General features: G+C 62.2%; 24 protein-coding genes. 13 read left to right on the top strand and 11 right to left on the bottom strand.

Going from position 1 to position 25,385, the window contains the following annotated elements:
• The first annotated feature begins 454 nt into the window (after positions 1-454).
• Complete coding sequence (locus BA190_RS05605) at positions 455-1,414, top strand: hydrogen peroxide-inducible genes activator (RefSeq protein WP_068283961.1); 960 nt, start codon at positions 455-457, stop codon at positions 1,412-1,414.
• A gap of 214 nt (positions 1,415-1,628) precedes the next feature.
• Here BA190_RS05605 and BA190_RS05610 read toward each other — a convergent pair whose 3' ends face one another.
• The gene (locus BA190_RS05610) at positions 1,629-2,795 is read right to left on the bottom strand and encodes an aminotransferase class V-fold PLP-dependent enzyme (RefSeq protein WP_245314576.1); all 1,167 of its coding nucleotides are present in this window, start codon (positions 2,793-2,795) and stop codon (positions 1,629-1,631) included.
• A gap of 305 nt (positions 2,796-3,100) precedes the next feature.
• Positions 3,101-3,475 (bottom strand): hypothetical protein, encoded by a 375-nt coding sequence (locus tag BA190_RS05615; RefSeq protein WP_202908428.1) that lies wholly within the window; start codon positions 3,473-3,475, stop codon positions 3,101-3,103.
• 430 nt (positions 3,476-3,905) lie between these two features.
• Here BA190_RS05615 and BA190_RS05620 point away from each other — a divergent pair, with 430 nt between their 5' ends.
• Positions 3,906-4,355, top strand: coding sequence for a PaaI family thioesterase (locus BA190_RS05620; protein ID WP_068283969.1), 450 nt, complete (start codon positions 3,906-3,908; stop codon positions 4,353-4,355).
• A gap of 42 nt (positions 4,356-4,397) precedes the next feature.
• Here BA190_RS05620 and BA190_RS05625 read toward each other — a convergent pair whose 3' ends face one another.
• The 4 genes from BA190_RS05625 to BA190_RS05640 all read right to left on the bottom strand — a co-directional run bounded on the left by BA190_RS05625 (position 4,398) and on the right by BA190_RS05640 (position 7,755).
• Entirely contained in the window at positions 4,398-4,796 is a 399-nt protein-coding gene (locus BA190_RS05625; RefSeq protein ID WP_068284015.1) for a PAS domain S-box protein, read from the bottom strand.
• A gap of 100 nt (positions 4,797-4,896) precedes the next feature.
• Positions 4,897-5,700: a CDP-diacylglycerol diphosphatase gene (locus BA190_RS05630; RefSeq protein WP_162275052.1), complete on the bottom strand. Its 804-nt coding sequence runs from the start codon at positions 5,698-5,700 to the stop codon at positions 4,897-4,899.
• Positions 5,701-5,812: 112 nt separating this feature from the next.
• Positions 5,813-6,805, bottom strand: a complete 993-nt coding sequence (locus BA190_RS05635; RefSeq protein ID WP_068283972.1) for an alpha/beta hydrolase — start codon at positions 6,803-6,805, stop codon at positions 5,813-5,815.
• Between the two features lie 14 nt (positions 6,806-6,819).
• The gene (locus BA190_RS05640; protein WP_068284021.1) at positions 6,820-7,755 is read right to left on the bottom strand and encodes an MBL fold metallo-hydrolase; all 936 of its coding nucleotides are present in this window, start codon (positions 7,753-7,755) and stop codon (positions 6,820-6,822) included.
• Between the two features lie 99 nt (positions 7,756-7,854).
• Here BA190_RS05640 and BA190_RS05645 point away from each other — a divergent pair, with 99 nt between their 5' ends.
• The 6 genes from BA190_RS05645 (at position 7,855) to BA190_RS05670 (ending at position 15,246) form a co-directional block, all read left to right on the top strand.
• Complete coding sequence (locus BA190_RS05645; RefSeq protein WP_082979480.1) at positions 7,855-8,871, top strand: LysR substrate-binding domain-containing protein; 1,017 nt, start codon at positions 7,855-7,857, stop codon at positions 8,869-8,871.
• Complete coding sequence (locus BA190_RS05650; RefSeq protein ID WP_068283975.1) at positions 8,868-9,500, top strand: SCO family protein; 633 nt, start codon at positions 8,868-8,870, stop codon at positions 9,498-9,500. Before BA190_RS05645 ends, BA190_RS05650 begins: the two co-directional genes overlap by 4 nt.
• A gap of 2 nt (positions 9,501-9,502) precedes the next feature.
• Positions 9,503-9,970 (top strand): DUF411 domain-containing protein, encoded by a 468-nt coding sequence (locus BA190_RS05655; RefSeq protein WP_068283977.1) that lies wholly within the window; start codon positions 9,503-9,505, stop codon positions 9,968-9,970.
• Between the two features lie 426 nt (positions 9,971-10,396).
• Positions 10,397-12,343, top strand: a complete 1,947-nt coding sequence (locus BA190_RS05660; protein WP_068283979.1) for a PrkA family serine protein kinase — start codon at positions 10,397-10,399, stop codon at positions 12,341-12,343.
• Positions 12,344-12,364: 21 nt separating this feature from the next.
• Positions 12,365-13,672 (top strand): YeaH/YhbH family protein, encoded by a 1,308-nt coding sequence (locus BA190_RS05665; RefSeq protein ID WP_068283981.1) that lies wholly within the window; start codon positions 12,365-12,367, stop codon positions 13,670-13,672.
• An 11-nt stretch (positions 13,673-13,683) separates the two neighbouring features.
• Positions 13,684-15,246, top strand: coding sequence for a SpoVR family protein (locus BA190_RS05670; protein ID WP_068283982.1), 1,563 nt, complete (start codon positions 13,684-13,686; stop codon positions 15,244-15,246).
• Between the two features lie 33 nt (positions 15,247-15,279).
• On the opposite strand, the gene BA190_RS05675 is transcribed toward BA190_RS05670, so the two are convergent.
• The 3 genes from BA190_RS05675 to BA190_RS05685 are packed head-to-tail and all read right to left on the bottom strand — an operon-like array spanning position 15,280 to position 17,127.
• Positions 15,280-15,678, bottom strand: a complete 399-nt coding sequence (locus BA190_RS05675) for a hypothetical protein (RefSeq protein ID WP_068283985.1) — start codon at positions 15,676-15,678, stop codon at positions 15,280-15,282.
• Positions 15,679-15,682: 4 nt separating this feature from the next.
• Positions 15,683-16,174, bottom strand: coding sequence for a homoprotocatechuate degradation operon regulator HpaR (hpaR, locus tag BA190_RS05680; RefSeq protein WP_156771373.1), 492 nt, complete (start codon positions 16,172-16,174; stop codon positions 15,683-15,685).
• A gap of 59 nt (positions 16,175-16,233) precedes the next feature.
• On the bottom strand, positions 16,234-17,127 hold the full coding sequence (locus tag BA190_RS05685) for a helix-turn-helix domain-containing protein (protein WP_245314578.1): 894 nt from the start codon (positions 17,125-17,127) through the stop codon (positions 16,234-16,236).
• 101 nt (positions 17,128-17,228) lie between these two features.
• On the opposite strand from BA190_RS05685, the gene BA190_RS05690 reads away from it, so the two are divergent.
• Together BA190_RS05690 and BA190_RS05695 are read left to right on the top strand one after the other, a co-directional pair.
• The gene (locus BA190_RS05690) at positions 17,229-18,791 is read left to right on the top strand and encodes a 4-hydroxyphenylacetate 3-hydroxylase N-terminal domain-containing protein (RefSeq protein ID WP_068283989.1); all 1,563 of its coding nucleotides are present in this window, start codon (positions 17,229-17,231) and stop codon (positions 18,789-18,791) included.
• Between the two features lie 10 nt (positions 18,792-18,801).
• Positions 18,802-19,314: a flavin reductase gene (locus BA190_RS05695; protein WP_068283992.1), complete on the top strand. Its 513-nt coding sequence runs from the start codon at positions 18,802-18,804 to the stop codon at positions 19,312-19,314.
• A gap of 896 nt (positions 19,315-20,210) precedes the next feature.
• On the opposite strand, the gene BA190_RS05700 is transcribed toward BA190_RS05695, so the two are convergent.
• Positions 20,211-20,465, bottom strand: coding sequence for a hypothetical protein (locus tag BA190_RS05700; protein WP_068283995.1), 255 nt, complete (start codon positions 20,463-20,465; stop codon positions 20,211-20,213).
• A 638-nt stretch (positions 20,466-21,103) separates the two neighbouring features.
• On the opposite strand from BA190_RS05700, the gene BA190_RS05705 reads away from it, so the two are divergent.
• A complete protein-coding gene (locus BA190_RS05705) occupies positions 21,104-22,114 on the top strand; it encodes an OmpA family protein (RefSeq protein WP_068283998.1) in 1,011 nt (336 codons plus the stop codon).
• A gap of 65 nt (positions 22,115-22,179) precedes the next feature.
• On the opposite strand, the gene BA190_RS05710 is transcribed toward BA190_RS05705, so the two are convergent.
• Entirely contained in the window at positions 22,180-23,070 is an 891-nt protein-coding gene (locus BA190_RS05710) for an adenylate/guanylate cyclase domain-containing protein (protein WP_162275053.1), read from the bottom strand.
• 241 nt (positions 23,071-23,311) lie between these two features.
• Between BA190_RS05710 and BA190_RS05715 the strand changes: the two genes are divergently transcribed.
• Together BA190_RS05715 and BA190_RS05720 are read left to right on the top strand one after the other, a co-directional pair.
• A complete protein-coding gene (locus BA190_RS05715; RefSeq protein ID WP_082979482.1) occupies positions 23,312-24,220 on the top strand; it encodes a DUF930 domain-containing protein in 909 nt (302 codons plus the stop codon).
• 249 nt (positions 24,221-24,469) lie between these two features.
• Positions 24,470-25,180 carry a L,D-transpeptidase gene (locus BA190_RS05720; protein ID WP_068284008.1) on the top strand — a complete coding sequence of 237 codons (711 nt, stop codon included), beginning with the start codon at positions 24,470-24,472 and terminating at the stop codon, positions 25,178-25,180.
• The last annotated feature ends 205 nt before the right edge of the window (positions 25,181-25,385 follow it).

Raw genomic sequence — 25,385 nt, forward strand, 5'->3', positions numbered from 1 at the left:
CTGGTGCAGGATCTTCAGGTTCAGCTGGTTCGGCCACCAGTCACGGTTCGAGCGAACCTCAAAACCGGGACGCGATCCATGCGCTACCGGGCACTTGCCGGTGTTCGGCGTATCGCTTCCGTCCATCATTGCCTCCAATGGTTCTTGTGATGAAATTTGCCTGGCCGGGAACTATCGCGTCTGAGAAAGACAAGCGCGTGTCACGGCCAACGGGACGAGTGGCACACGGGGCGCGGCACGGCCTTCCTGCCAGCCGCTCACTGCAATGGAACACCTTGCAAACGACATTAATCGCAGCCACCCGGATTCTGTGCGCCCTCAAGGCGGCATTCGCGGGGTCACATGCGGGATTCGAGTCGCCTTCGACTCGCATCACCATCCCCGTTTAGAGCTTTACTAGACTCTGATCATCAGTTTAAGTCAGCTTTTCCGATTATCGTGATAAGGCCAGCTTATGAAAAATCTGACGTTGCGGCAGCTGCGCTATGTCGAAGCGCTGGTCCGGCACAGCCATTTCGGCCGGGCGGCGGATGCTTGCGCGATTTCCCAGCCGGCTTTGTCGATGCAGATCAAGGAATTGGAGGAAGGCCTGGGCCTGGCGCTGTTCGAAAGAGGCGCCCGCCAGATCCGGCTCACCAGTTTCGGCACGGAGTTCGCCACACGGGCCCGCGACATATTGCGCGCCGTCGAGGCCTTGGGAGACCTGGCCCAGGCCTGGCAGGATCAACTGGTCGGGCCACTGCGCATCGGTGTCATCCCAACCGTTGCCCCCTATCTGCTGCCGACACTCGTCTCCAATCTCGCCCGCTCGCATGAAGGCTTGGACATTCATGTCCGCGAAACCGTGACACCGAGGCTGATCCAGGAGCTCATCGACGGGCGTCTCGACACTGCCATCGTCGCCCTGCCGGTATCGGAACCCTCCTTCAACGAGGTTGCGCTGTTCACCGAGAACTTCGTGCTGGTGAGGCCGAGCGAGGACGAAGGGAAGCCAGTACCGGACCGGGAGATGCTCAGCGAAATGCGGCTGCTGCTGCTGGAGGAAGGCCATTGCTTCCGCGATCAGGCCCTGGCCTTCTGCAATGCCCCGTCCCTGCGGACCCGCGAATTGCTGGACGGCAGCTCCCTGTCGACCCTCGTGCAGATGGTCGGGGCGGGCATCGGGGTCACCCTGATCCCGGAAATGGCCGTGCCGATGGAAACGCGCTCGGCGCAGGTCTCCATCGCCCGCTTCGCCAATCCCCAGCCCTCGCGCACCATCGGCATGATCTGGCGCAAAACCAGCCCGCTGGTCAAACAGCTACTGGAGATCTCGAAAGTGGTGCGGGACGCGGCCGACCTATTGAGAGGCCGCCGCGACCAGCAGCTGTCCGACCTGCAGCTCGCGCCTGCCGTCCTTCACCAGCCATCGTGATCTCCCCACGAGACCGGGCGCCCGAAACACGCCGGCTTCCTGGAGCACCGCGCCGAAAAGTGGACGCCGGTTTTCGGCAAAAGCGATGCGACAGCAACAACCTGATGCTGTAGAGCAAAGCGCGTTCAAGACTGAACGCTTGTTTGCCCTAACTCTTCGGTTCGACGCGTCTTTGCGCTTCGAGGTGACTCCATCAAATCGCAAAACGCTATAGCTACCTGATGTTGGCGGTACCCACGACTTCGCCCAGCGCCCGTTCGAGATTGCCCACGGTGCGATCGATGTCTGCGAGCTTGTCGAGGCCGAAAAGGCCGATACGGAAGGTCTGGAAGTCGGCGGGCTCGTCGCACATGAGAGGGACGCCGGCGGCCGCCTGCACACCGACGGCAACGAATTTGGCGCCGGACTTGATGCCGGGATCGTCGGTGTAGCAGACGACGACGCCAGGGGCTCCGAAACCCGGTGCGGCAACGCTGGCAAAACCGCGCTGGGCGAGGAGCTGGCGCACGCGAGCGCCGAGTTCGAGCTGCGCAGCCTTCATCTTTTCGAAGCCCCTCGCCTCGGTTTCGAGCACGGCGTCGCGGAACCCGCGCAGGGCATCGGTCGGCAAGGTGGCATGGTAGGCATGGCCGCCCTTCTCATAGGCCTCCATGATCTCCAGCCATTTCTTCAGGTCGCAGGCAAAGGAGGAGCTGGTGCTGGCTTTCACCTGTGCTTTCGCGGCTTCGCTCAGCATGACGATGCCGCTGCAGGGCGAAGCGCTCCACCCCTTCTGCGGCGCCGAGATCAGCACGTCGACACCGATCGCCTTCATATCGACCCAGACGCAGCCCGAGGCGATGCAATCGAGGGCGAAGAGCGCGCCAACCCTGTGCGCCGCATCCGCGATGGCCTTCATGTACCCGTCCGGCAGCATGATGCCGGAGGCGGTCTCCACATGCGGTGCGAAGACGACATTCGGTCGCTCCGCTTCGATGACGGCCACGGCCTCCTCGATCGGCACGGGCTGGAAGGGCTGCTGGCGCGCGCCCGATTCCGACTGTGTCTGGCCCGCCTTCAGCACGATGCTCTCGGCGGGGATGGCGCCCATCTCGAATATCTGCGTCCAGCGATAGGAGAACCAGCCATTGCGGATGACCAGCACCTTCTTGCCATGGGCGAGCTGGCGTGCCACCGCCTCCATCGCATAGGTGCCGCCACCGGGCACCAGGGCCACGCCCCCGGCTTCTTCCACGCCGTAGACGCGGCGCAGCGTTTGCGAGATGTCCCGCATGACGCCCTGGAAGGCCTGCGACATGTGGTTGAGCGCGCGATCGGTAAAGACCACCGAATATTCGAGGAGACCTTCGGGGTCCACGTTCGGCAACAAGGCAGTCATCATCTATTCCCTTCTGGCGCGACTCGCATCCGGCTGCCGAGACACTACAGCAATCGGACCCGCCGCCAAGCGTGCTCGAAGTCGCGGCTCGCGGGCTTTCAGCAAGCCCGGCCTATCATTCCCGGCATCGACCTCACGTCGCCTCCTCAGTCTCCTGGGAACAACGACAGAGCCGGCCGCGGCGCTGCACGGCACTCTCTTCGCTGTGTTGGATGGGATCGAACTCTATTCGGTTTCCGGCCGGTGGCTGCCCGGCAAGCAGGCCAGGCCTGCTGAGAGGCCTGGCCATATCCGTCCGGTCACGCAACCTAGGCCGACATGTCGCGATTGCGGTCCTGCCAGAGTTCCAGGATCGCCAGGATCGCCACCAAAGCGCCAAGCACGATGTGCCAGTTGCGCAGCGGAGGATCATAGGCGAACACGAAGGGCTGGATTGCCAGCCACACGCCGCAGGCGAGCGCCAGGATTTCCTCCCAACGTCGCAGGAATACCACCTCCAGGCTGGCGAGCGCTACGACGGCCGCGCCGACCAAGGCCGTGACCAGCATCACCGTTGGCGTTTCAGTGATGCCGAGCCATAGCGGGGAGATGATGATTGCGGCGCCGAGGATCATCGAGGCGATGTCCTCCCAGCGTCGGTGCTGCAAGAGCCCCAAGGGCCCCATGACTTTGAACGTTGCCATAACGCGCCTCCTCTCAGGCTACGATGAGCTTGGCTCAAACGCCCTTGAGGACCACCGTGCGTTGCTTGAGAACATCCTCAGCCGGGCGTTCTTCGCACTACCTGTATTATCTCAAGAAAACCTAGTGATTTCAATGAGTCTTATGATGCTGAGCAGTCCATTCGACGAAGGACGTAGCACTTCTGCCAAGCGAGACCTGCGATCGGTTGGAACCGTTCTTCCCCGCTGACTTCATCGGGGCATCGGCAGCGCATTCAGCCAAGGTGTTTTGCGATTAGACGGGATCACTTCAAAGCGCAAAGACGCCTCGAAACATGGCGCGAAAGCAAAGCGCGGTTCGAGGAAGCCGCACTCTGCTCTAAGGTGCCGTAATGTCGGCATATCGCATCAATGATCACGCCGTATCGATCATCTTCCGAAGGGAGGTCCCGTGACGGAACCGGATATCACGCAGGTCGAGGCCCGCATTCGGGCCAGCTTTGCAAAGCAGGGCCTCATGCGCACGCTCGGGGCAACCCTCGCCGCCGTGTCGCCGGGTCAGGTCGAGATCTCTCTCGTGCCGAGAAGCGAAGTGTCGCAACAGCACGGCTTCGTTCATGCCGGAGCGGTGAGCGCCATTGCCGACAGTGCGGCGGGCTATGCCGCTCTCAGCCTGATGCCGATCGACCGCGGCGTCCTGACGGCGGAATTCAAGATCAATCTCCTGGCCCCGGCGGCGGGTGAGCGTATCGTGGCGCGCGGCAAGGTGATCAAGGCCGGGCGCACGCTGACGCTGGCGCAGGCCGAGGTCTTTGCCGAGCGCGAGGGCAAGGAGCGGCTGATCGCCTTGCTGACCGCAACGCTGATGGCGATCCAAGGCAAGGACGGCATCGTCGATTGAACGCGCCCTCTGAATTGTTCGGCCTCCGGACGCCTGGAGGCCTTATCGGGCCGCGCCGGCCCGTTCCCGCTCGATCCTCTCGGTGACGTCACGCGCCACGGCGACGGAGCCGAGGACGCCCTGGTCGGCCTCGACCAAGGCAAAGCTCATCTCGACATAGAGCTTGCGCCCCGTCTTGTGCAGCGCCCTGGTCAAGGTCGGCTTGCCGTTCAGCTTCAATTGTCCGGTGTGGATGGCCGCGTCGAACCCCGCCCAATGCGCATTCCGAAGATGCGGCGGGATGATGAGATCGAGCGATTGGCCAATCGCTTCATCCTGATCGAAGCCGAACAGCAGGCTCGCCCCCCTGTTCCACAACGCAATCTTGCCGTCGACGGTCGCATAGATCAGCGCTTCCGCCATCTGTTCCACGATGGCCTTGGTGATCGTCTCATCGATCATGGCGCCCTCCCCGTGCAGTTCCATTGTTCGGCCTCATCGCGAGACCCCGCTGCATCGTGGCCGTCAGCGTAGCAGCCTCCGGGCTCTGCTCCCAGCCAGTCTATTGCGGCTGCTTGGCCAATTGGCAGGCTGGATCGATGAGATCCTCGCCATGTGCCGGTGAGCCGTCCTCCCGGCGCCGACTAAGGATATAGAAGCCCTTGCTCCCGTCCTTGAAGACCGCGCCGACCACGACGATTGTGTAGAGGCCCATCGCTGCCCTGGCTCCGGGAATGTCACCGGCAACCTCCTGGAACGGGTTGAAGCCGGAAAGGCTATCCCGCATCAGCTTGAGACCGGAATAGGGGCGATCGGAGGTTGGCAGCTTCAGTGGCGACCACCCCTTCGAAAGCCCTGCCTCATTGTTTGCCAGGGCATTGCGAATGTCCGGCCTGACGCAGCCGACATGGATATGAAGCTGGTTCTGGGATCGGTCCTTTGCCGAGTTCACGGCCAGCGCGACCATGCTCCAATCCAGCTTGTGCTCGAGGAGCGCGCCGAGATGGGAGCGCGCGGCCCAGCCATGCTCGAAATAGTTCTCCGCATCGGGTGCCAGGAGGGCCCCGTCCTCGATCCCGGTGATGCGTTTCGTCGGGATGAGCAGGTAATTGTAGGGCTTTGTCGGGGCATTGTCCTTGAGGACGGCAAAACCGCGATCGACCCCCTTGCTGAGGTCGACTTCGACGCAATGCCGGCGCTCGGCCTGATGCTGTTGTTCCGGCACGCATTGCCCGTTGACGATCTTCCAGAGAGCATCGGGATCGAGAAAGCGTGCGAGGAAGAAAAACAGGGCGAGCCCGGCCAGTGCGGCGGCGATGGCGAGAGCCATCACGGTTCTGCGCCAGCCGATCGCGCGCATCCTCATGCCTTCTTCTCCTTGGGCCATCGATTCCGAGGGCTCGCCTCACACCCCGGAACCGTCAAGGCTCGGCATGCGCGAACGCCCGCCCGCTATCGAGCCAAGTAATCGCTCCGCATTAATCGCCCTGCATGAAACCTTCATTAAGGAAGCCGATCACCGCATCGAAAGCCTGCGCCCGGTTCTTTTCCATGAGCACCATGTGCGTTGCCTGCCCGATCTCGACGAACCGCTTGTAAGGCGCCCTGGTGAGGCGGGCGAACAGGTCATGCGCCATGTCGAACCGGACGTCGACATCCCATTCCGCACCGATCACGAGCACTGGACAGCCTATGCCGGCCGGATCGTAGAGCGGCCTGCCAGAGGTCCAATACTCGCGCACATCCTGCACGGCACCGGAAGGGGCCCTGATCGTGCCCGGCACGGGCGAATCCGCATCGGTCGTCAGGGTTGCCTTCTCCCAGGCCTCGAACCAGCCCTTGGGAATCAGGGGCCCCCTCGCCTCTTCGGGCGCCGGCGCTTGCCACGCTGCCTCGAAGGCCCGCGGGCTCACCAGGCGGTAGGCTCCCAGCGGCCCGCCCGCATCGATGCGCAACGGCCTTTCCGAGAGCCAGAGGGGCGTCACCAGCACCAATTTCTCGACAGGCGCTTCGGGCCGGCTGGCAAGGATGCCGGCAATTGTCGCGCCCCAGGACATGCCGAGCACACCGAGCCGCGCAATGCCACGCTCGCGGCGGATGAAGTCGACCGCCGCGGCAAGATCCCGCGCCGCGGTAAGGGCCGGCGTCAGCGGAACACCGCCTTCGGGCGGCTCCTCCATCTCGGGCGGACGGGTGGAGCCACCATAGCCGCGCACATCGACGGCCCAGACATCGTAGCCCGCACGTGCCAGCACATCCATGAACGACCCCTCGCCCACGGGCACATCGAACAGGCTCGCCGAGGAGAACGTCGCGCCGTGCATCATCACCAGGGTCCGCTCGGGGCTGAAGGTGTTCATGCCGTCCGGCCGCTTGTTGAGGAGCTGCAACTGGATGCCTGGCGTGTCGCTCGCAATCAGCCGGGCCCGGGCAATGATGCGCGGCATCGACAGGGTGTCGGTTGAAATCATGACAGGTTCCTCAATCAGACGAATTGCCAGCCGAAGGCGTTGCCGTCGCGGCGGACGCGGCCGGCGGAGGTCTCGGCAAAATGCGTGGTCAGTACCAGGGCGCCGGTCTCGGCGGCATGGTTCAGCGCCCAGTGACGCGAGGCTGTGGCCGCCTGCGGAAACTCGCAATAGGCCGAGTTCCAGTCTGGCCTGGCAATCTGGAGGGGATGATGCAGCACATCGCCCCAGAACAGGGCGTATTCGCCTTCGGAGCAAAAGCCGATCGAAGCGTGATCGATACTGTGCCCAGGGCTGGGAAGGAAGAAGAAGCCCTCCTCCGCCTGTGAGCCGTCCACCGTGATTTCACGGGCGAGCCCAGCTTCGACAATGGGAACCACGCTGTCTTCGTAGACGCCGGGCAGCGGCAGGCGCGCCATGGGACCGAGGCCCGCTTCGGCCCGCAGATCGGCATCCGAACCCGTCGCCGCCGCGAGCGCCGCGTTATAGGCGCTTTCGCGGGCGGAAAAGACATGGCGGGCGTTCGGAAAAGTCGGGACCCAATGCTCTCCCGTCCAGCACGTATTCCATCCGACGTGATCGGCATGAATGTGGGTCAGCAGGACCAGATCGACGTCGCCCGGCCTGACGCCCACCGCCTTCAGGCGCTCGAGAAACGGCTCGTTGAGATGATGCAGTACCGCCAGGCCCGGCCGTTCCTTGTCGTTGCCGGAGGCCGTGTCGACAAGGATGACCCGATCGGGCGTCGTCACCAGCCAGGCATGAATGCTCTGGCGCAACAGCCCCGTGTGCCGATCGACCGACCCCGGTCCCAGCCTTCGCGCTTCCTCGGCTCCGGCGGCGGGATCGTAATCGGGATAGAGAAGGGTGGGGTCGACCCCATCGAGTGCCAATTCCGGAATCTTGGTAATGGTGGCTGCACCGATCCGGTAGGATCCGAAGGCTCGTTCCATATCCTGCTCCCTATGCCTGATGTCTGCCGTCTCGAAGAAAGGCATTGTCCGGTGCAGGATTTAGCTCTATCGAGATCATATTAGAAATCGATACGACTCATGTCGCGCATCAACCATTTCGATCTACGTTCCTTCGACCTCAACCTGCTGGTGGCTTTCGATGCCCTGATGCAGGAGCGCAGCGTCACGCGGGCGGCAACCCGTCTCAAGGTTGGACAACCGGCGATGAGCCACAGCCTGTCGACCCTGCGCGTGCTGCTGCTGGACGAGCTCTTCGTCCGCGTGGGAACCGTGATGCAGCCAACCGCCTATGCTTTCGCCCTGGCCGAGCCCGTCCGCGTCGCGCTGGCACAGATACAGGCTGCTCTCCATGCCCCCTCGACCTTCGAACCGGCAACGGAAGAGCGCACGTTCCGCCTGGGCTTCTCCAGCGAGGTCGAGCTCTTGCTGATACCCGAACTCACGGCACGCCTTCGCCGCGCAGCCCCCGGCGTGAGGCTGCTCAGCCGGCAGGCTGGAAGCGATGAGGTCCATCGCCTGCTGGATGACGGCACACTGGATCTGGCCGTCGGCTGCTTCCAGGCCGTTGCTCAGCGCCACAAGGCGCAATTCCTGTTCGAGCAGGCCCTGAGCTGCGTCTTCAATCCTGGCCAGCTCGATATCGGCATGCCGATCAGCCTGGCCGACTATCTGGCGCTGCCACATGCGCTGGTCACGCTGACCGACAGCCTGCAAGGTTGCCTTGAAGCCGCCCTCGACGCCCTCGATGCCAAGCTTAACGTGGTATCGGCATCGTCCGAGTTTCTGAGCGTGCTGGCGACGGTAGCCGCCTCCCCGACGATCACGACGATACCGACGCGCATGGCGCAGCTTTACGGGCCGCGTTTCGGCCTGGCAGCGGGACCCGCTCCCCTCGATCTCACGCTGCCGGCCGTCTCGATGGTCTGGTCGGCCCGCCTCGATCAGGATCCGGCTTCGTCCTGGTTCAGGACCGAGGTTGCCAATACGCTCCGAGCCTTCGAGCAGGAGACCGGGAACGCACCGAGACAAAGGAGACGAACGGAATTGACGTTGGAATTGGCAGGGCAACGCCTGCGTAAGGAGCGGGCACGATGACAGCCCTGAAAATCATTCGCATCGCCGCTTGGAGCGCTGTCGCCGGAGCCACGCTCCTGCTCGCGGCGAATACCGTGCTGCCGCAAGCCTGGAAAGACGAGGCTGCCAAGCCAGCGGCCGACAGGCCCGTCATCGACATGGCCAGGGTCGGCGGCCCCTTCCGGCTCACCTCCCACAAGGGAGAGACGATCGACAACGCTCGCCTTGCAGGCAAGCCTTATCTGGCCTTTTTCGGCTTCACCCACTGCCCTGACGTCTGTCCGACCACGCTGTCCGATCTCACCGAGCTGATGAGCGCCCTCGGCCCTGCCGCCGATGCTTTCAACGTCCTCTTCGTCAGCGTCGATCCCGAACGGGACAGCCAGGACCTGCTGGCGCAATATATGGGCTCGTTCGATGCGCGCATCCTCGCCTTGCGCGGCAGCCGGGCGGAAACCGACGCCATGGTGAAGGCCTTCGCCGCCTATGCCCGCAAGGTGCCGATGGAGGGCGGCGAGTACACCATGGATCATACCGCCGGCGTCTATGTGATGGACGCCAATGGCAAGTTCGCCAATATGCTGGACATGCACGAACCGCGCGAGACCAAGCTTCAGAAATTACGTCGAATTATCGATTCAAAAGCCTGAAAATGAAAAGAAATTCAGTTAAGAAGATCCTTCGAAGTCTTTCGGTTGCGGCGCTGGTTTCCCTGCCCGGCCTTGCCCATGCGGCCGGGCCGACCATCGAGATCCTCACCACCGGGGGCTGCAGTTGCTGCCTCGCCTGGGCTCGCCATCTGCAGGAGCGGGGCTATGCGACCGATGTCCGGCAACTCCCGTCGGACGAGTTGCAGCGGCGCAAGCTGCAACTGGGCGTGAAGGAGAACCTCGACTCCTGCCATACCGGCTTGATCGGTGGCTATGTCATCGAAGGCCACGTTCCGGCCCGCGAGATTGCGCGCCTGCTTTCCGAACGCCCCGAAGCCGTTGGGCTGGGGGTGCCAGACATGCCCATCGGTTCGCCCGGCATGGGCGAAGGCAGCGGCGATGCCGAGCCATACGACGTCCTGTTGCTGCGCAAGGACGGCACCACCCAGGTCTTTGCCCGCTATCGCTGACCGACCCTTCGAGAAGATACGCGTCACACGGCCCGCCTCGACGCCGGTCGCGTCGCTTTGCCGCGGCTTGCCGGGGGCAGCAAAGCACGCCTCTGCATCACGCCACCCTTCTGGGCTCCCGGCAGCGTATTTTGGCTGTGAACGGTGCCGCACATGCACGGACGAATCAACGATGATGCGCTAGATTGATCCTTGTTGATCAGCCGATTCATACTTGCGGCGATGGCCACAAGCGTGAGGTGGCGGAGCGACGAACATTAATTTTTCGATCGCACTCTGGATAAAAATACTTACCGGCACCAGACTACCATAATCTGCCGCAATCTTAGCGGATGTTCTTTGTGAGTCACTCGGAACTCTACGGGTTTCCTGCAGTTGAGTGAGCAAGGGCGCAGTCAACCCGATCAGCCACCATGGGAGGCTGCCATGACTGAGAGAAGCGACGTTTTCGACCTGTTTGCGGAACATTATACCAGCGCGGCCCAGGAGGAGATGAGCCTCCAGCAATATTTGCTCGCATGCCGCGAGGACCAGTCGATGTACGCCTCCGCGGCCGAGCGGATGATCGATGCAATCGGCGAGCCCAGGCTGGTCGACACCAGCAAGGACGAGCGCCTCGGGCGGATCTTCGCCAACCGCACGGTCAAGACCTATCCTGCCTTCGCCGATTTCTATGGCATGGAGGACACGATCGAGCGTCTCGTCGGTTATTTCCGCTATGCCTCCCAAGGCCTGGAAGAGCGCAAGCAGATCCTCTATCTCCTCGGTCCTGTTGGCGGCGGCAAGTCTTCCCTGGCGGAACGGCTGAAGAAGTTGATGGAAGAACGCCCCATCTACACGCTCAAGGTGGGCGGCAAAATAAGCCCTGTTTTTGAATCGCCGCTCGGTCTGTTCAATCCGGATCGGATGGGCGATCTCCTGGAAGACAAATACGGCATCGCACGGCGGCGTCTGAACGGCCTGATCTCCCCATGGGCGGCCAAGCGCCTCGACGAATTGTCCGGCGACATCTCCAAATTCAGCGTCGTCAAGCTGGTACCCTCGCGGCTGCGTCAGATCGGCATCGCCAAGACCGAGCCTGGCGACGAAAACAACCAGGACGTCTCGGCCCTGGTCGGCAAGGTCGATATCCGCCAGCTCGAACATTTCAGCCAGTCCGATCCGGACGCCTATTCCTACAGCGGCGGGCTCAACCGCACGACCCAGGGGCTGCTCGAATTCGTCGAGATGTTCAAGGCGCCGATCAAGGTCCTGCATCCCCTGCTGACCGCCACCCAGGAAGGCAGCTATAACGGCACCGAGAATTTCGGCGCCTTCCCCTATCAGGGCATCGTCGTGGCCCATTCCAACGAGTCGGAGTGGCTGCAATTCAAGAGCAACAAGAACAACGAGGCCTTCCTCGACCGCATCCTCGTGGTCAAGGTGCCCTATTGCCTGCGTGTCACCGAGGAAAGACAGATCTACGAGAAGCTGCTACGCGAGAGCGAACTGGCCAGCAGCCCCTGCGCTCCGGAAGTGCTCGACATTCTCAGCCGCTTCTCGGTGTCGACCCGGCTGGCCGAGTTCGACAATTCGCCGCTCTACACCAAGATGCGCATCTATGACGGCGAGAATCTCAAGGAGCTCGACCCCAAGGCGAAGGCTGTCCAGGAATATCGCGATGCTGCCGGCGTCGATGAGGGCATGACCGGCGTCAGCACGCGCTTTGCCTTCAAGATCCTGTCGCAGACCTTCAACTACGATACCCAGGAACTGGCCGCCGATCCCGTGCATCTGATGTACATCCTGGAGGAGGCGATCAAGCGCGAGCAGTTCGCGAAGGAAACGGAAACCACCTATCTCGACTTCATCAAATCGGAGCTGGCCAGCCGCTACGCCGAGTTCATCGGGCACGAGATCCAGAAGGCCTATCTGGAATCCTACTCGGAATATGGCCAGAACCTGTTCGACCGCTACATCGCCTATGCCGATGCCTGGGTGGAGGATCAGGATTACAAGGATCCCGATACCGGCCAGGTCCTCAACCGTGAGGTGCTCGACAAGGAATTGTCCCAGATCGAGAAACCGGCCGGCATCGCCAATCCCAAGGATTTCCGCAACGAGGTGGTGAAATTCACCCTGCGCGCCAGGGCCAGGAACAACGGCCGCAACCCGGCCTGGACCAGCTATGAGAAATTGCGGGAAGTCATCGAAAAGCGGATGTTCGGCCAGGTCGAGGATCTCCTGCCGGTGATCAGCTTCGGCTCCAAGCAGGACAGCGTGACCGAGAAGCGGCATACGGAGTTCGTGCAGCGCATGGAGGCGCGCGGCTACACCAAGCGGCAGGTGCGTCGGCTGGTGGATTGGTATATGCGTGTAAACAAGGCGGGTTGATCCCGGCCGGGTGGTGTTCCCATGCCAATCTTTATCGATCGCCGCCTCAATCCCAAGGACAAGAGCCTGGGCAACCGCCAGCGCTTCCTGCGTCGCGCGCGCGCCGAGCTGAAACAGAGCATCCGCGACCAGATCAAGACCGGCAAGATCGCGGATGTGGATGCCAAGCATTCCGTCTCGATGCCGGTGCACGGTACCAGCGAGCCGACCTTCCGCGAGGCCAGGGACAGCGGCGGGCGCCATCATGTCCTGCCCGGCAACAAGCAGTTTGCGCCGGGCGACAGGGTTTCCAAGCCCAATCAGGGTGCCGGGACGGGCTCGGCTCCCGGCCTGACCGACTCGGAAGACGACTTCCGCTTCGTGCTGACCCGCGAGGAGGTGCTCGACCTCTTCTTCGAGGATCTCGAACTGCCCGACATGGTCAAGCTCAATCTCAAGGAGATCCTGATCGTCAAGCCGCGGCGGGCCGGTTTTTCGGCAAGCGGCTCGCCGACCAACATCAATGTCGGGCGCACCATGCGCAACAGCCATGGCCGCCGCATCGCCCTCAAGCGCCCGAAACAGGAGGAACTGGACGCGATCCTCCAGGAACTGCAGGAGCTCGATACCGGAACAGCGGGAGCCGCAGCCCAACAGCGCATCGCCGAGCTGCACGCGGAGCTCGACCGGCTGGAGCGCCGGCGCCGGGTGATCTCCTATATCGATCCGGTCGACATCCGCTTCAACCGCTTCGACGCGCAGCCGCTGCCGAACGCCAATGCAGTGATGTTCTGCCTGATGGACGTGTCCGGTTCGATGGGGGAACGGGAAAAGGACCTGGCCAAGCGCTTCTTCGTCCTGCTGCACCTGTTTCTGAAAAGGCGCTATGAGCGCACCGACATCGTCTTCATCCGGCATACCCATGAGGCGCAGGAGGTCGACGAGGAGACCTTCTTCTACTCGACCCAGAGCGGCGGCACCGTGGTCTCGACCGCCCTCGAGGAGATGCAGCGCATCATCAAGGAGCGCTATCCCTCCAATGAATGGAACATCTATGCCGCCCAGGCCTCGGACGGCGACAACATCGCCACCGATTCCGGGCGTTGCATCGCGCTGCTCGATGGCGAGATCATGCGCCTGTGCCAGTATTTCGCCTATGTCGAGATTATCGACGAGCGCGAGAGCCATATCTTCGGCGGCACCGAGAACGGCACCTCGCTCTGGCAGGCCTATGCGGCCGTCACCGAGCGCTGGCCGAACTTCCAGATGAGCCGCATCGCCAAGGCTTCCGACATCTATCCGGTTTTCCGCCGGCTCTTCACCAGGCAGCCCGCCTCGCAGGGCGGGTGAAAGGAGCGCCGATGCCCAAGCCGACGCCCAAGCATGCGCCCAATGCCGACTTGCTGTTCTCCGGCTCGGATTGGAATTTCAAGACGCTGTCGCGGGCCTATGACGTCATCGAGGCGCTGGCGGTGGAGGAGCTCCATCTCGACACCTATCCAGTGCAGATGGAGATCATCTCCTCCGAACAGATGCTCGATGCCTATTCATCCGTCGGCATGCCGCTGATGTACCGGCATTGGTCGTTCGGCAAGCATTTCCTCCATCAGGAACTGATGTACCGCAAGGGTGGACGCGGGCTCGCCTATGAAATCGTCATCAACTCCAACCCCTGCGTCGTCTATCTGATGGAAGAGAACACCATGGCCCTGCAGGCCCTGGTGACGGCCCATGCGGCGCTCGGCCACAATCACTTCTTCAAGAACAACTATCTGTTCCAGCAATGGACGGATGCGGGCGCGATCCTGGGCTATCTCGATTTTGCCAAGGGCTTCATCACCCGTTGCGAGGAACGCCACGGCGTCGCCGCGGTGGAGGCTATTCTCGATGCCTCGCATGCGCTGATGGAACAGGGCGTGTTCCGGTATCGCCGCCCGCCCAAACTGTCGTCGGAAAAGCAGCGCGAGGGGGTGCGCGAGCGGCTGGAATATGAAGAGCGCACCTATAATGATCTCTGGCGCACGCTGCCGCCTTCCAAGGGTGGGGACCGGGCCGACGACGCCAAGGACGGCACGCCCGAGCGAAAGAAGGCACTCAACCTTCCCGAGGAAAACCTGCTCTATTTCCTGGAGAAGAACAGCCTGATCCTTGAGCCCTGGCAGCGCGAGATCCTCAGGATCGTCCGGGTCATCGCCCAATATTTCTATCCGCAGCGCCAGACCCAGGTGATGAACGAGGGCTGTGCGACCTTCGTGCATTACACGCTGATGAACGCCTTGTTCGACCGGGGCCGGATCAGCGAGGGCGCCATGCTCGAGATCCTGCGCAACCATTCCAACGTGGTGTTCCAGCCGGGCTATGACGATCCGCGCTTTTCCGGGATCAATCCCTATGCGCTGGGCCTCGACATGATGCAGGACATCCAGCGCATCTCGACCGAGCCGACGCAGGAGGATCGCGACTGGTTTCCCGAATTCGCCGGCAACGGCAATTGGCGCGAAGTCCTGCTCGATGCCTGGGCCAATTACCGCGACGAGTCCTTCATCCGCCAATATCTCAGCCCGACGCTGATCCGCAAATGGCGGATGTTCGTCCTGTCCGATGCCGCCAACGAATCCTTCTACAAGGTCGCCTCGATCCACAATGAGCGCGGCTACGAGAATGTCCGCACCGCCCTCGCCCATAGCTACGATATCGGCGCCAACCGCTCGGACATCCAGGTCGTGGACGTCGACTTGCTGGGCGACCGGCAACTGCGCCTGCAGCACAAGGTCAATGACGGCATCGTGCTGGAGCCCAACAGCCGCGACGCGACCTTGCGCCATATCCGCAGCCTCTGGGGCTATGAGGTGAGCCTGGAAGGCATCGACGCCCGCACGGGAAACAGGATCTATGAATGTTCGACCCGCCAGGCCGGGGGGTGAACCAGCCGCGGCCCGACGCGCGGGGAGCGCCTGTCAGGGCTTGCCTGGCTCCAACGTGATGCGGGCCTGCCGCGCCGTGACCGCGCCATCCACGCCATAGCTCGCGCTCCATTCGAAGCGCAGGCCCTCCTCCACCCGCGTGACATCCAGATCGAGGATGATGCCGGGCACCATGTCGAAATCTCTGCACTCGATGGTGCTGACGCCGTCCAGGGCGAAGGTGACGACGGCATGTCTCTCGGTGATCAGACGGCCCTGGTCATCGACCTTGTTCGTAAGGATCCAGGCATGGATGCGCATGAGCCCCTGCCCCTTGCCGAAGAAGGCGATCTCCAGCAAATAGCCATCGTGGAAGCTCGGCACGCGGCCGAACCAGGCGAGCAGTTCCTCCCCACCGGGCAACTCATGCAGGACTGAAGCAGGTGCGGTCATCGGCTCACGCAAGATCGTCGGGCGTTTCGGACTCGTTGCGAAACGTCGCGAGCTCCCCCAGAAGATCGACCAGCTGATCGATGCGCTCACGGCCGAAACGCTCTTCCAGCACGGCATAGATCTTGCGGCTGTCGGGCAGCACTTCGTGGATGACGGCTTCACCGGCGGGCGCGAGCTTCAGGAGCACGCGGCGCCCGTCGTCCCTGTCCTTGTGCTTGGAGATGAAGCCGCGCTCCTCGAGCGAACGGATCATGCGGGTGAGGCTGGGAGCCAGGATGAAGGCGCGATCGGCGACCTCGGAGGCATCGAGCGTGCCGGCCTCGTTCAAGACGCGCAGCACGCGCCATTGCTGCTCCGTCACGCCGTGATTGGCGAGCATGGGGCGGAAATGGCTCATGACGGCCTCGCGCGCCCGCAGGAGCGCGATCGGCAGGGAACGCCGCGTTTCCTTCAGCCTTGCTTCCTCGATCACCGGCATTTCCTTCATTTCATCCATGCATCGTACCCGATAGCGGCTCTGGGCATTGAGCACTACTCGCATAGATCGCCGGCCGATCAAACTGTCGGCGATGGTTCGTTAACCTCGCCTCGTCGGGAAGGCTGCGCCTGTCCGGCGCGCCATTCGCCCGGCGGCGCGCCGGCATGCTTGCGGAAGAAGCGCGAGAAATAGGCCGGGTCGCGAAAGCCGATCTCATAGCCGACATCCTCGACCGAGCGAATGGTGAAGACCAAGAGGCGCTTGGCCTCGATGAGGCGCCGCCCGTCGATGACGGCCTTGAGCGAGCGGCCATGCGAGGCGCCGCAGGCCCTGGCGAGCAGATGCGGCGTGGTGCCGAGCGCCTCGACATAGCGGCCGATCGGCCAGTTCTCGCGGAAATGCCGGTCGACCAGGCGCCGGAACGCCAAGGCGAGGTCCCGGCCCTCGCGTTCGCCGGCACGCTCCTTCTGCCCGAGCAGAGCGATGTCGTTCAGCGCCACCGCGATGAGGGCGCCGAGCGGCCTCATCTGGCCGGCCTGATAATCGTCGAGCAGGCGCTGCATGGTCGCGGTCAAAGAGGGCCATAGCCGGCTCCCGCTTTGCCCACGCACCATGACGGCTTCGTCGACCGGCAGGACCGAGAGCGCCGCGATCGGCGGCAGGGCGCCGTCCGCGATCGAGGCGACGATGGCGTCGCTCTCCTCCGGCGCGACGGTGAAGCCATGCACGACGCCGCTGGGCACGAAGCTGACGGCCGGCGCGACAAAGTCCAGCCGGCGATCCTCGATGAAATATTCGCCGCGCCCCTTGGTCCAGAAGGTGATCTGGGCCATGCGGTTATGCTTATGCGCGGAAACCCGGCCTGCATGCAGCGATTTTCGCTCCATCACCGTCTCGACATGCAGGAAACCGAGATCGATCGGGCGATCGGGCTCGCCATAGACGAAGAAGCTCGGAACCGTGTTGGACATCAGCGCCGCCGAAAAAAGTACAATCGATTTTGTCATTCTGTCCATGGCGGCGCGCCACGGCAAGGCCTAGCCTCCCCTCAACGACATAAGGGAGGAAGGCGATGCGCTCAGAGGATTTTCGCGCCGACACGAAACGGCCTTTCACGGGTGCCGAATATCTCGCTTCGCTGCGCGACGGCCGCGAGGTCTATATCAATGGCGAGCGGGTCGCCGACGTCACCACCCATCCGGCCATGCGCAATTCGGTGCGCTCGCTGGCGCGGCTCTACGATGCCCTGCATGACGAGAAGACCAGGCCGGTCCTGACCGCGCCGACCGACACCGGCTCCGGCGGCTACACCCACAAATATTTCCGCGTCGCGCGCTCCTCGGCCGATCTGGTGGCGCAGAAGGACGCCATCGCCCACTGGGCCCGCATGACCTATGGCTGGATGGGCCGCACCGCCGACTACAAGGCGGCGCTGATGAACACGCTCGGCGCCAATGCCGAGTGGTACGGCCCCTTCAAGGACAATGCGCTCGCCTGGCACAAGCGCGCCCAGGAAGCCGTGCTGTTCATGAACCATGCCATCGTCAACCCGCCGATCGACCGCCACAAGCCGGCCGACGCGGTGAAGGACGTCTTCGTCCACATCACCAGGGAGACCGATGCGGGCATCTACGTCTCCGGCGCCAAGGTGGTCGCCACCTCCTCCGCCCTCACCCACTACAATTTCCTGGCCCAGAGTTCGGCCACCGTCACCGAGGACCCGTCCCTCTCGGTGATGTTCATCCTGGCGATGAACGCGCCGGGGGTAAAAATGTTCTGCCGGACCTCCTATGAGGAAACCGCCAACCGCACCGCCCAGCCCTTCGACTATCCGCTCTCCTCGCGCTTCGACGAGAACGACGCCATCCTGGTGCTCGACAACGTCTTCATTCCCTGGGAGGACGTGCTGGTGCTGCGCGATGCCGGCAAGATCCTGTCCTTCCATCCTGCCTCCGGCTTCATGCACGGCTATTGCTTCCAGGGCTGCATCCGCTTCGGGGTGAAGCTCGATTTCCTCGCCGGCCTCCTCGCCAAGGCCCTGCGCGCCACCGGAGGCGATGCCTTCCGCGGCAACCAGGCCATGCTTGGCGAAGTGATCGCCATCCGCCACCAGTTCTGGTCCTTCGCCAATGCCATGGCCCACAACCCCATTCCCTGGGCCGATGGCGCCGTGCTGCCGAGCCTGGAAGCGGCGCTCGCCTACCGCACCTTCATGTCGGAGGCCTATCCCAGGGTGATCGACATCGTCAGGCGTACCATCGCCTCCGGCCTGATCTATCTGCCCTCCTCGGCCCGGGATTTCGCCAACCCCGAGATCGACCGCTACCTCGCCCAATATGTGCGCGGCTCCAACGACATGGGCCATATCGAGCGCATCAAGATCATGAAGCTCTTATGGGACGCGACGGGCACGGAATTCGCCGGCCGCCACGCTTTGTACGAGCTCAATTATGCCGGCGCACCCGAGGAGGTCCGCCTGCAGGTGCTCAAGGGCGCCGAGCGCGGCGGGCGCCTTCGGGAGATGGAAGCCCTGGTCGACCAATGCATGGCCGATTACGACGAAAAGGGCTGGACAGGCGAGACCTGGCTGCCGCTCGGCGAGGCCGGACCGGCGCGCGCCGCCGCGGCCGAGTGAGGCCGCCGCCATGCCCGATCCCGTCTCCCGGACCCAGTTTCGCGACGCCATGGCGCGGGTCTGCGCCAGCGTCACCGTGGTCACCACCAATGGCAGCGCCGGGCGCGGCGGCTTCACCGCCACCGCCATGTGCTCGGTGACCGACGAGCCGCCGACCCTGCTGGTATGCATGAACAGCCGCTCGGCCCAGACAACCCTCTTCCTTGAAAACGGCCGCTTCTGCGTCAACGTGCTGACGCACACGCACCAGGACCTCGCCGGCTATTTCGCCGGCCAGCGCACCGACATGGATGCCCGCTACGCCGCCGCCGACTGGATCGACTTTCCCTCCGGCAACCAGGCCCTGGCCGACGCCATCGTCTCCTTCGACTGCCGCCTGATCGACCGGCATCTGGTGGGCAGCCACCACATCTTCATCGGCGAGGTGATGGATATCCGCAGCCGGAGGGATGGGCAGGTCCTGCTGTATTTCGACCGGGGCTATGCGCAGGTGCTGGGACAGGCGGGGAGTTTCGGGGGGTAGGGAGTGGCCCGAGATACTGCCTGACCAGAAGCAGTGGACCAAGGTCTCAAAACATGCCAGTGATCCTAGACCACAGAAGGTCAGATGGACGTCTACGCACGACGCTTCACTACATATTGACCAGTTTTCAGCTCACCGGTCTCACCGTAAATTCCGATTTCATTGAGAGCTTCGCCGAGGTAGAAAGCTACTATATACTCAATCACTAGGGCACAAGATCGCGATCCTCTTGCAGAGCACGCTTAAGCAATGAAGTTTTTGTTTTGGGGTGAAAAAACTGCTCTCTTCTCACCCCTCTCGCTGGCAGATTGCCAGCGCTCTCTCCAAATGACTTTAGGCACAACCTTTAATCAAGAGCTTTTTGTCGGAAGACTCAAAGAAAATAGATTTAGAATATTCAAAAGGCAAACCCATAAAATTTCATTTTTCCCCGAGTTGAACGGGATATTTATTGAAACTAAGGAAGGAACCCTAATTTACTGTAAATTTTCTTTGTAGCGACCCGCGCAATTATTTCTATATATATTTTACGCCTTGACGTTTCTGCTTGCGATAGCGGGTACGGCCAATTCGTATTTTAAATTCTGCTCGGAAACACCGAATGGTGGATGCTATATTAATCCAAACAGTGCATATATGGTACTTCCGGTATTTATCTTTTCTGTTTTTGTTATTTTCGCGGGATGGCACACGACGGAAGAAGACAAGAGCCAACTTCTGAATTTCGTACGTCGGACACTTGACGCGAAATCGCATTGCGATAGCAATTTGCCTAATTCGGCCTGATCGCTTCTCCAATCAAAACAACAAATTCGATCAACTGCAGCCACCCGTCCGGCAGCGAGTATAGAGCCAACCATCGAAGGCACGCCGAGCAGATCCGGCATAGCGCCCCCTCACCACGCGTTCAGGTCAGTGACGGGCTGCTTGTCCAGGGCCAGGCTTTCCAGGCCGCTGGAGAGCAAGATGCCGCCGCGGTCATGGTGGCCGCTGCCGCCCAGTTTGCGCTTGTGGTGCAGGAAGTGGCCGGCCTCGTGGGCCATCAGGCCGATGAAGGCCTCGCCATGGTCGAAGACCGGCGGGTTGCCCTGGTTGACGACCACGCAGACCTGCTCGTCCGGCAGGAACTGCCGGGCCGCTTCACTGTCCATGGCGTCATAGTCGCTGGCGAGAAAGCAGGTGGGATCGGCGCCCGAAGGGCAGCCACCACATCTTCATCGGTGAGGTGAGGGATATCCGCAACCGCGGGATGGCCATGCCCTGCTCTATTTCGACAGGGGCCACGTGCCTGTGCTGGGACAGGCCAGGAGTTTCGGAGGCTAGAATATCCTCGAGGAAAAATGAACTTCCGTCCAATCAGGAAAGCACTTCAAGGCAACAACCTTCCGAATACTCTTCATTCGGAAATCGCAGCCTGCTCTTGTGGCAGCGACGGCTTCGGTTCTCTGCGTCATGGCTCGTTGAAATTCGTTACCATTTTTCATGAAATTGCAGATAATTTTTGCTTATATTATAAATTTTCTCCAGATCATATAAGTTAATCGTGAAAATTATCTCCCATTTTCAATGAATACAGAAGCTCGGCGATACTTATTCGTTCTCCCATCTTTGGGGGATATACTGATCGACACCCAGGCATAATATAGCGAAAACCGGCAACGGTGCGGCTGGATACAGCAGCTGCTTTTGGCGACCTGCAAGAGTTGGCGGCAGGCGATCGGTCCCGCAGCTCGCCAGGCGACGCGCCCGGGCCAGCAGTCCTGCTCAGCAACGGATTTGTGGAGCGAACATGACCGAGCAATACATACCCGGCGTCTGGTCGAAGCGTTACGAACAACTTTCCACGCCTCAACGCGACTATGTCGCTGGAGAGGCCGATCGGCGGTTTCGAGCGCGCACCGGCATCACGCGCAAGCTCGACCCGAAGGCGGACCACAATCTCGTGGTCCAATGGCTTCGCATCCGCGACGAGGTCCTGGCGCAGCTCGTCGGCAAGGGAGCCGATCCGAACAAGACCGGCGACGGCCTGGCCCTCTGGCTGCCGGCGCCGATGAAGAACTTCGCGTTCTTCCTCCTCTACAATTACGACGTGGGCAGCGACGCCCCCAAGCCGCTCCACCTGAAGGCGATCGATGGCGTGATGCGCCTGTTCATCAAGGCGCATGCCGAGCTGAGGATCGGCGTCGAAGGCCATGCCAGCCGGACCGGCGGAGAGAGCTATGACAACAGCGGCCTCTCCGAACGACGCGCGGCGAACATCGACAAATATCTGCGCAAGCTCGCCGGCTCGTCGGCAAAATTCTTCACGTCCGGCGGCTCCGGCGCCAAGCAGCAGGTGTCCGCCAATCCGTTCTATCGCGATAGCTGGCCGCACCTGGAATCCCTCGACGAGGACGAACGCGACCGCTCGGTGGTCGTCACCTTCCAATGGCAGCCGCCCGGCGTTCTGGATGCGCTCGATCAGCCCAACATCGACTGGGACAAGGCGTTCGACCAGGCCGCGCCCTATGCAGCCTTTGCCTATGTCAGCACCATGGGGCTCAAGATCGCTTCCGACAACCTGTCGCCCATTCAGCTGGGCGGCGTGCCGGTTCCATGGAACCCCTATACGGGCTGGCCGACGAGCTGGACCACCGGCAACCCCGACGCCGACCAGGTGATGCAGGCGATGGGCAAGATGATGATCGACAACATCGAAGCAGCCGCCGCCAGGAAGGGCTACAAGATTACGCGCGACGACATCATCCGGCACTATCAGGATTGGCTGAAGAACCCGAAGAATAAATGGGTCAATCCGTAAGGCGCCACGTATGCTTTTCGGGAGACCGGCGAACCGCCGGCCTTGCCGACCTGCGTGAGCAGCGGTCAGCCCGAGATGATTTCGTAGTATAGGATCTCGGCCTCGCTGAGGGATGATCGCACACCGGGCGATATCAAGCCGGAGCCGAAGAGCAGAATGTCTTCGCGGCGCACGAAGACTTCAAGATCCGTGCCCGTCGACATGAAGGTGCCCGACGAGCTTCGCTCGGCGAGCCTGGCCCTGCCGTTCGAAATGGTGAAGGTCGCGTGATGCCGGGACACCCAGGGCCGCGGCACGACGATATCGCACTCGGGGGACCGGCCGATGGTCACGGATTCGTTGTTGCGGCAGGATCGCAGCTGATCCCCATATCGGATGACGAGATTGAGGTGCCGTACCGGGCCGGCAAGCCTGTCGAAAACCGTGCTCTGGCGGGCGAGCTGCGTGCTGAGGGCCACATCGTCCTCCCGCAGGGTATAGACGTCGAAAGGCTCCTGCTTTCCCTTGAAGGCCATCTTGTCGAGGAGCCGCAAAGCATCGCGGCTCTCCGCGGTAAGGGCTTCGAAGAAGCTCTGGCTGGCCAGCACCTCCCCGGGATTTGCCGTGGTGGACAACCGCGCGGTGACATTGACGACGTCGCCGAATATGTCGCCCCGCATTCGAATGACCGGTCCGAAATGCAATCCGATCCTGGCCTTCAACGTTCCATTCGTCAGCTGGCTGCTGATCTGGCGGACGGCCTTCAGCGCCGCTTCCGGCCTGATGAACAGGCTGAGGACGTCATCGCCCTTTGAGTGGATGAACGTGCCGCCATAGCGGGCCGTGGTCTCGCGCACCGCATCCAGGCAGTCCGAGATTTGCCGCAAGGCACCGACATCGCCGACGCGCTCATAGAGCGGCGTGCTCCCCACGACGTCGACCAAGAGGACTGCAGCTAGAATTCTCTCTTGATCCATCACGCGCATCCGCCCCGAGAACGCAGCACCATATAGTATACCAAAATCGCCCTTGGTTTCATTCCTTGAAGTCCATGAGGATGCCGTTGGCAAGTGGCGGAACCGGCTTCATCGCAGGAAGAGCCGTCGTGGGGATGCCGGCATGGCGGCGGCGACTACCCGCCCTGCTTGCGGCAGGATATTTCGACCCGTCAGGCCCTCATGCTTGATACTGCCGATATTTGGTTCCACATCTTCAGGGATGAGAAACGATCAGCCGGATCAGCGATGGTGGAGGTGGAGCCTGCTGGCCTCCCTTCTCCTCAATGTGCTTGTCGCCGCGCTCATCCTGCCGAGATCGCTGGTATCGCCCCTGAACGAAGAGCAGACGATAACGGTTGACCTGGTGCAATCGGTCGATCCGCCCCCGAAACCAAAGCCGAAAGCCGAAGCCCCGCCACCGGCTAGCCCCGCACGGCCGCCGGCGGAAAATGCGGTGAAACCACCGTCACCCAAGACAGCGAACGAGCGGCAGGCGATGCGGCCGGTCATGAAGCCGGTATTTCTCTTCGGCGACAAGGATCGCGGGCCCCGAAAGTCAACGGACGGCAACAGCGCCGCAAACGGTGTTGCCTCGCCCCCGGCCCGGCCTGATCCGGCTCAGGCAACTGGCCCCAAAACGCTGCCCGCAGCGACGGCCACGACCGAGGCGGTTTCCCAAGACGCCTCGGCGAAGACGGCGGCTGCACCCGCCCAAACCCAAGTCCAAGCTCAAGTCCAAGCCCAAGTCCAAGCTCAACCAGTTTCCAAGCTTCCTGAAGCCAAGACCTTGTTTTCGCAGGAAACAACCAACGACATCAACGCGATGCTTGCGATGGGCAATATGTCTCGCAGCGAGCGGGCCGGCCAGCTTTGCGTTACAGAACTGCATGAGCAATTGCTGCATGCCTCGCCCTCCTATGTCCCCGATATGCTGCCTCGCGAACAGCTCGAGCAAGGGAGCATCCTCGAGGACTCCAAGGCGGCGTTCGCCTCCAATTCGCAATGGTACGATCTGAGCTATCGTTGCGAAGTCGATGCGCAGGCGACGAAGGTGGTCGCCTTCGCCTTCCAGGTCGGCAACCCGGTCCCGCGCAGCGAGTGGAAGAACCGCGGGCTGCCTTCGCCATAGGCAAGGCATGAAGCCCCCGGCCCCATCCAGGATGCAGACGCGATGATCTGCGGGACTTTCTCGAAGTTCCGCGAAAGTGCGATTGCGAGCCCGCCAGACGCCACCGATTTTGGTGCATGGCACCCCCCGCACGAAGGCCCGAGCTTGCCAATCGAGCCGTGTGAGGGCAATTTCAGCCCAGCGAGACATTCGGCGGCCCCTGCCGCTGTCTTCTCTGGTCGGGCAATGGGACAAGGGAACGCGAACATCATGATCATGGACGGTGGGATTGCCGATGCCGGCGAGATGGACGAGAGCGCCAGGCTCGGGCTCGGATCGGGGCTTGTCAGCCGCCGGTCGTTTCTGGTCGGCTCCGCCGCCGGTCTCGGCGCATTGGGACTGGCCGGCTGCGCCACCTCCGGCGGCATGAGCCGGGCCGAGGCGGCGAGGCTCTATGCGGCGGTGCCCGAGGAGAAATTCCCGATCCCGGCGGTCGATGTCAGCAAGATCGACCCGAAATATTATCGCCGGAAAGTGCAATACCCCAGCAAGGAAGCGGCCGGCACGATCATCGTCGATCCGAGCAAATATTATGTCTATCGCATCGAGGGCGAGGGGATCGCTACCCGCTATGGCGCCAATGTCGGCCGCCAGGGCTTCCTGTGGCATGGCGACGCCTATGTCGGGCGCAAAGCCGAATGGCCGGTGTGGACGCCGCCCAGGGAGATGATCGCGCGCCAGCCGGAGGCCGCCAAATATGCCGGCGGCATGCCGCCCGGCCTGAACAACCCGCTCGGCGCCCGCACGCTCTATCTCTATCAGAACGGCAAATACACGCTCTACACCCTCTACAGCACCATCATTCCCCAGTCGATCGGCTCCGGCGTTACGAGCGGCTGCACCGGCCTGCTCACCCAGGACATGCTCCACCTCTACAACCAGACGCCGGTGGGGACGAAAGTGGTCGTGTTGCCGGCCTGAGGCTAAGGCCCGGTACGGTTTCCTGACGTAGCGTTGCCTGCCGGTGAGGTCGCAGCATTGCGGCCTCGATCCGCCGAAGGAGGACTGGCGCGCCGGAAAACCGGGCTCTACAGCATCGAGCCTGATCTGTGAATCAGACTCGATGCTGTAAGTTCTTGTTGTCGCATCTCTTTTGCCGAAAACCGGCACCCACTTTTCGGCGCGA

The organism is Labrys sp. WJW (assembly GCF_001676615.1).
In the GTDB taxonomy this organism is placed as follows: Bacteria; Pseudomonadota; Alphaproteobacteria; order Rhizobiales; family Labraceae; genus Labrys; species Labrys sedimenti.

Bases quoted from the DNA above. Each gene is read 5' to 3' on its own strand.
- BA190_RS05700 (WP_068283995.1), bottom strand. From the start codon at position 20,465: ATGGACAGTGAAGCGGCCCGGCAGTTCCTGCCGGACGAGCAGGTCTGC.
- BA190_RS05705 (WP_068283998.1), top strand. From the start codon at position 21,104: ATGACCGAGCAATACATACCCGGCGTCTGGTCGAAGCGTTACGAACAA.
- BA190_RS05650 (WP_068283975.1), top strand. From the start codon at position 8,868: ATGACAGCCCTGAAAATCATTCGCATCGCCGCTTGGAGCGCTGTCGCC.
- BA190_RS05690 (WP_068283989.1), top strand. From the start codon at position 17,229: ATGCGCTCAGAGGATTTTCGCGCCGACACGAAACGGCCTTTCACGGGT.
- BA190_RS05640 (WP_068284021.1), bottom strand. From the start codon at position 7,755: ATGGAACGAGCCTTCGGATCCTACCGGATCGGTGCAGCCACCATTACC.
- BA190_RS05665 (WP_068283981.1), top strand. From the start codon at position 12,365: ATGCCAATCTTTATCGATCGCCGCCTCAATCCCAAGGACAAGAGCCTG.
- BA190_RS05630 (WP_162275052.1), bottom strand. From the start codon at position 5,700: ATGAGGATGCGCGCGATCGGCTGGCGCAGAACCGTGATGGCTCTCGCC.
- BA190_RS05675 (WP_068283985.1), bottom strand. From the start codon at position 15,678: ATGACCGCACCTGCTTCAGTCCTGCATGAGTTGCCCGGTGGGGAGGAA.
- BA190_RS05695 (WP_068283992.1), top strand. From the start codon at position 18,802: ATGCCCGATCCCGTCTCCCGGACCCAGTTTCGCGACGCCATGGCGCGG.
- hpaR (WP_156771373.1), bottom strand. From the start codon at position 16,174: ATGGATGAAATGAAGGAAATGCCGGTGATCGAGGAAGCAAGGCTGAAG.
- BA190_RS05635 (WP_068283972.1), bottom strand. From the start codon at position 6,805: ATGATTTCAACCGACACCCTGTCGATGCCGCGCATCATTGCCCGGGCC.
- BA190_RS05655 (WP_068283977.1), top strand. From the start codon at position 9,503: ATGAAAAGAAATTCAGTTAAGAAGATCCTTCGAAGTCTTTCGGTTGCG.
- BA190_RS05710 (WP_162275053.1), bottom strand. From the start codon at position 23,070: ATGGATCAAGAGAGAATTCTAGCTGCAGTCCTCTTGGTCGACGTCGTG.
- BA190_RS05660 (WP_068283979.1), top strand. From the start codon at position 10,397: ATGACTGAGAGAAGCGACGTTTTCGACCTGTTTGCGGAACATTATACC.
- BA190_RS05715 (WP_082979482.1), top strand. From the start codon at position 23,312: ATGAGAAACGATCAGCCGGATCAGCGATGGTGGAGGTGGAGCCTGCTG.
- BA190_RS05610 (WP_245314576.1), bottom strand. From the start codon at position 2,795: ATGATGACTGCCTTGTTGCCGAACGTGGACCCCGAAGGTCTCCTCGAA.
- BA190_RS05605 (WP_068283961.1), top strand. From the start codon at position 455: ATGAAAAATCTGACGTTGCGGCAGCTGCGCTATGTCGAAGCGCTGGTC.
- BA190_RS05685 (WP_245314578.1), bottom strand. From the start codon at position 17,127: ATGTCCAACACGGTTCCGAGCTTCTTCGTCTATGGCGAGCCCGATCGC.
- BA190_RS05625 (WP_068284015.1), bottom strand. From the start codon at position 4,796: ATGATCGATGAGACGATCACCAAGGCCATCGTGGAACAGATGGCGGAA.
- BA190_RS05615 (WP_202908428.1), bottom strand. From the start codon at position 3,475: ATGGCAACGTTCAAAGTCATGGGGCCCTTGGGGCTCTTGCAGCACCGA.
- BA190_RS05645 (WP_082979480.1), top strand. From the start codon at position 7,855: ATGTCGCGCATCAACCATTTCGATCTACGTTCCTTCGACCTCAACCTG.
- BA190_RS05720 (WP_068284008.1), top strand. From the start codon at position 24,470: ATGATCATGGACGGTGGGATTGCCGATGCCGGCGAGATGGACGAGAGC.
- BA190_RS05670 (WP_068283982.1), top strand. From the start codon at position 13,684: ATGCCCAAGCCGACGCCCAAGCATGCGCCCAATGCCGACTTGCTGTTC.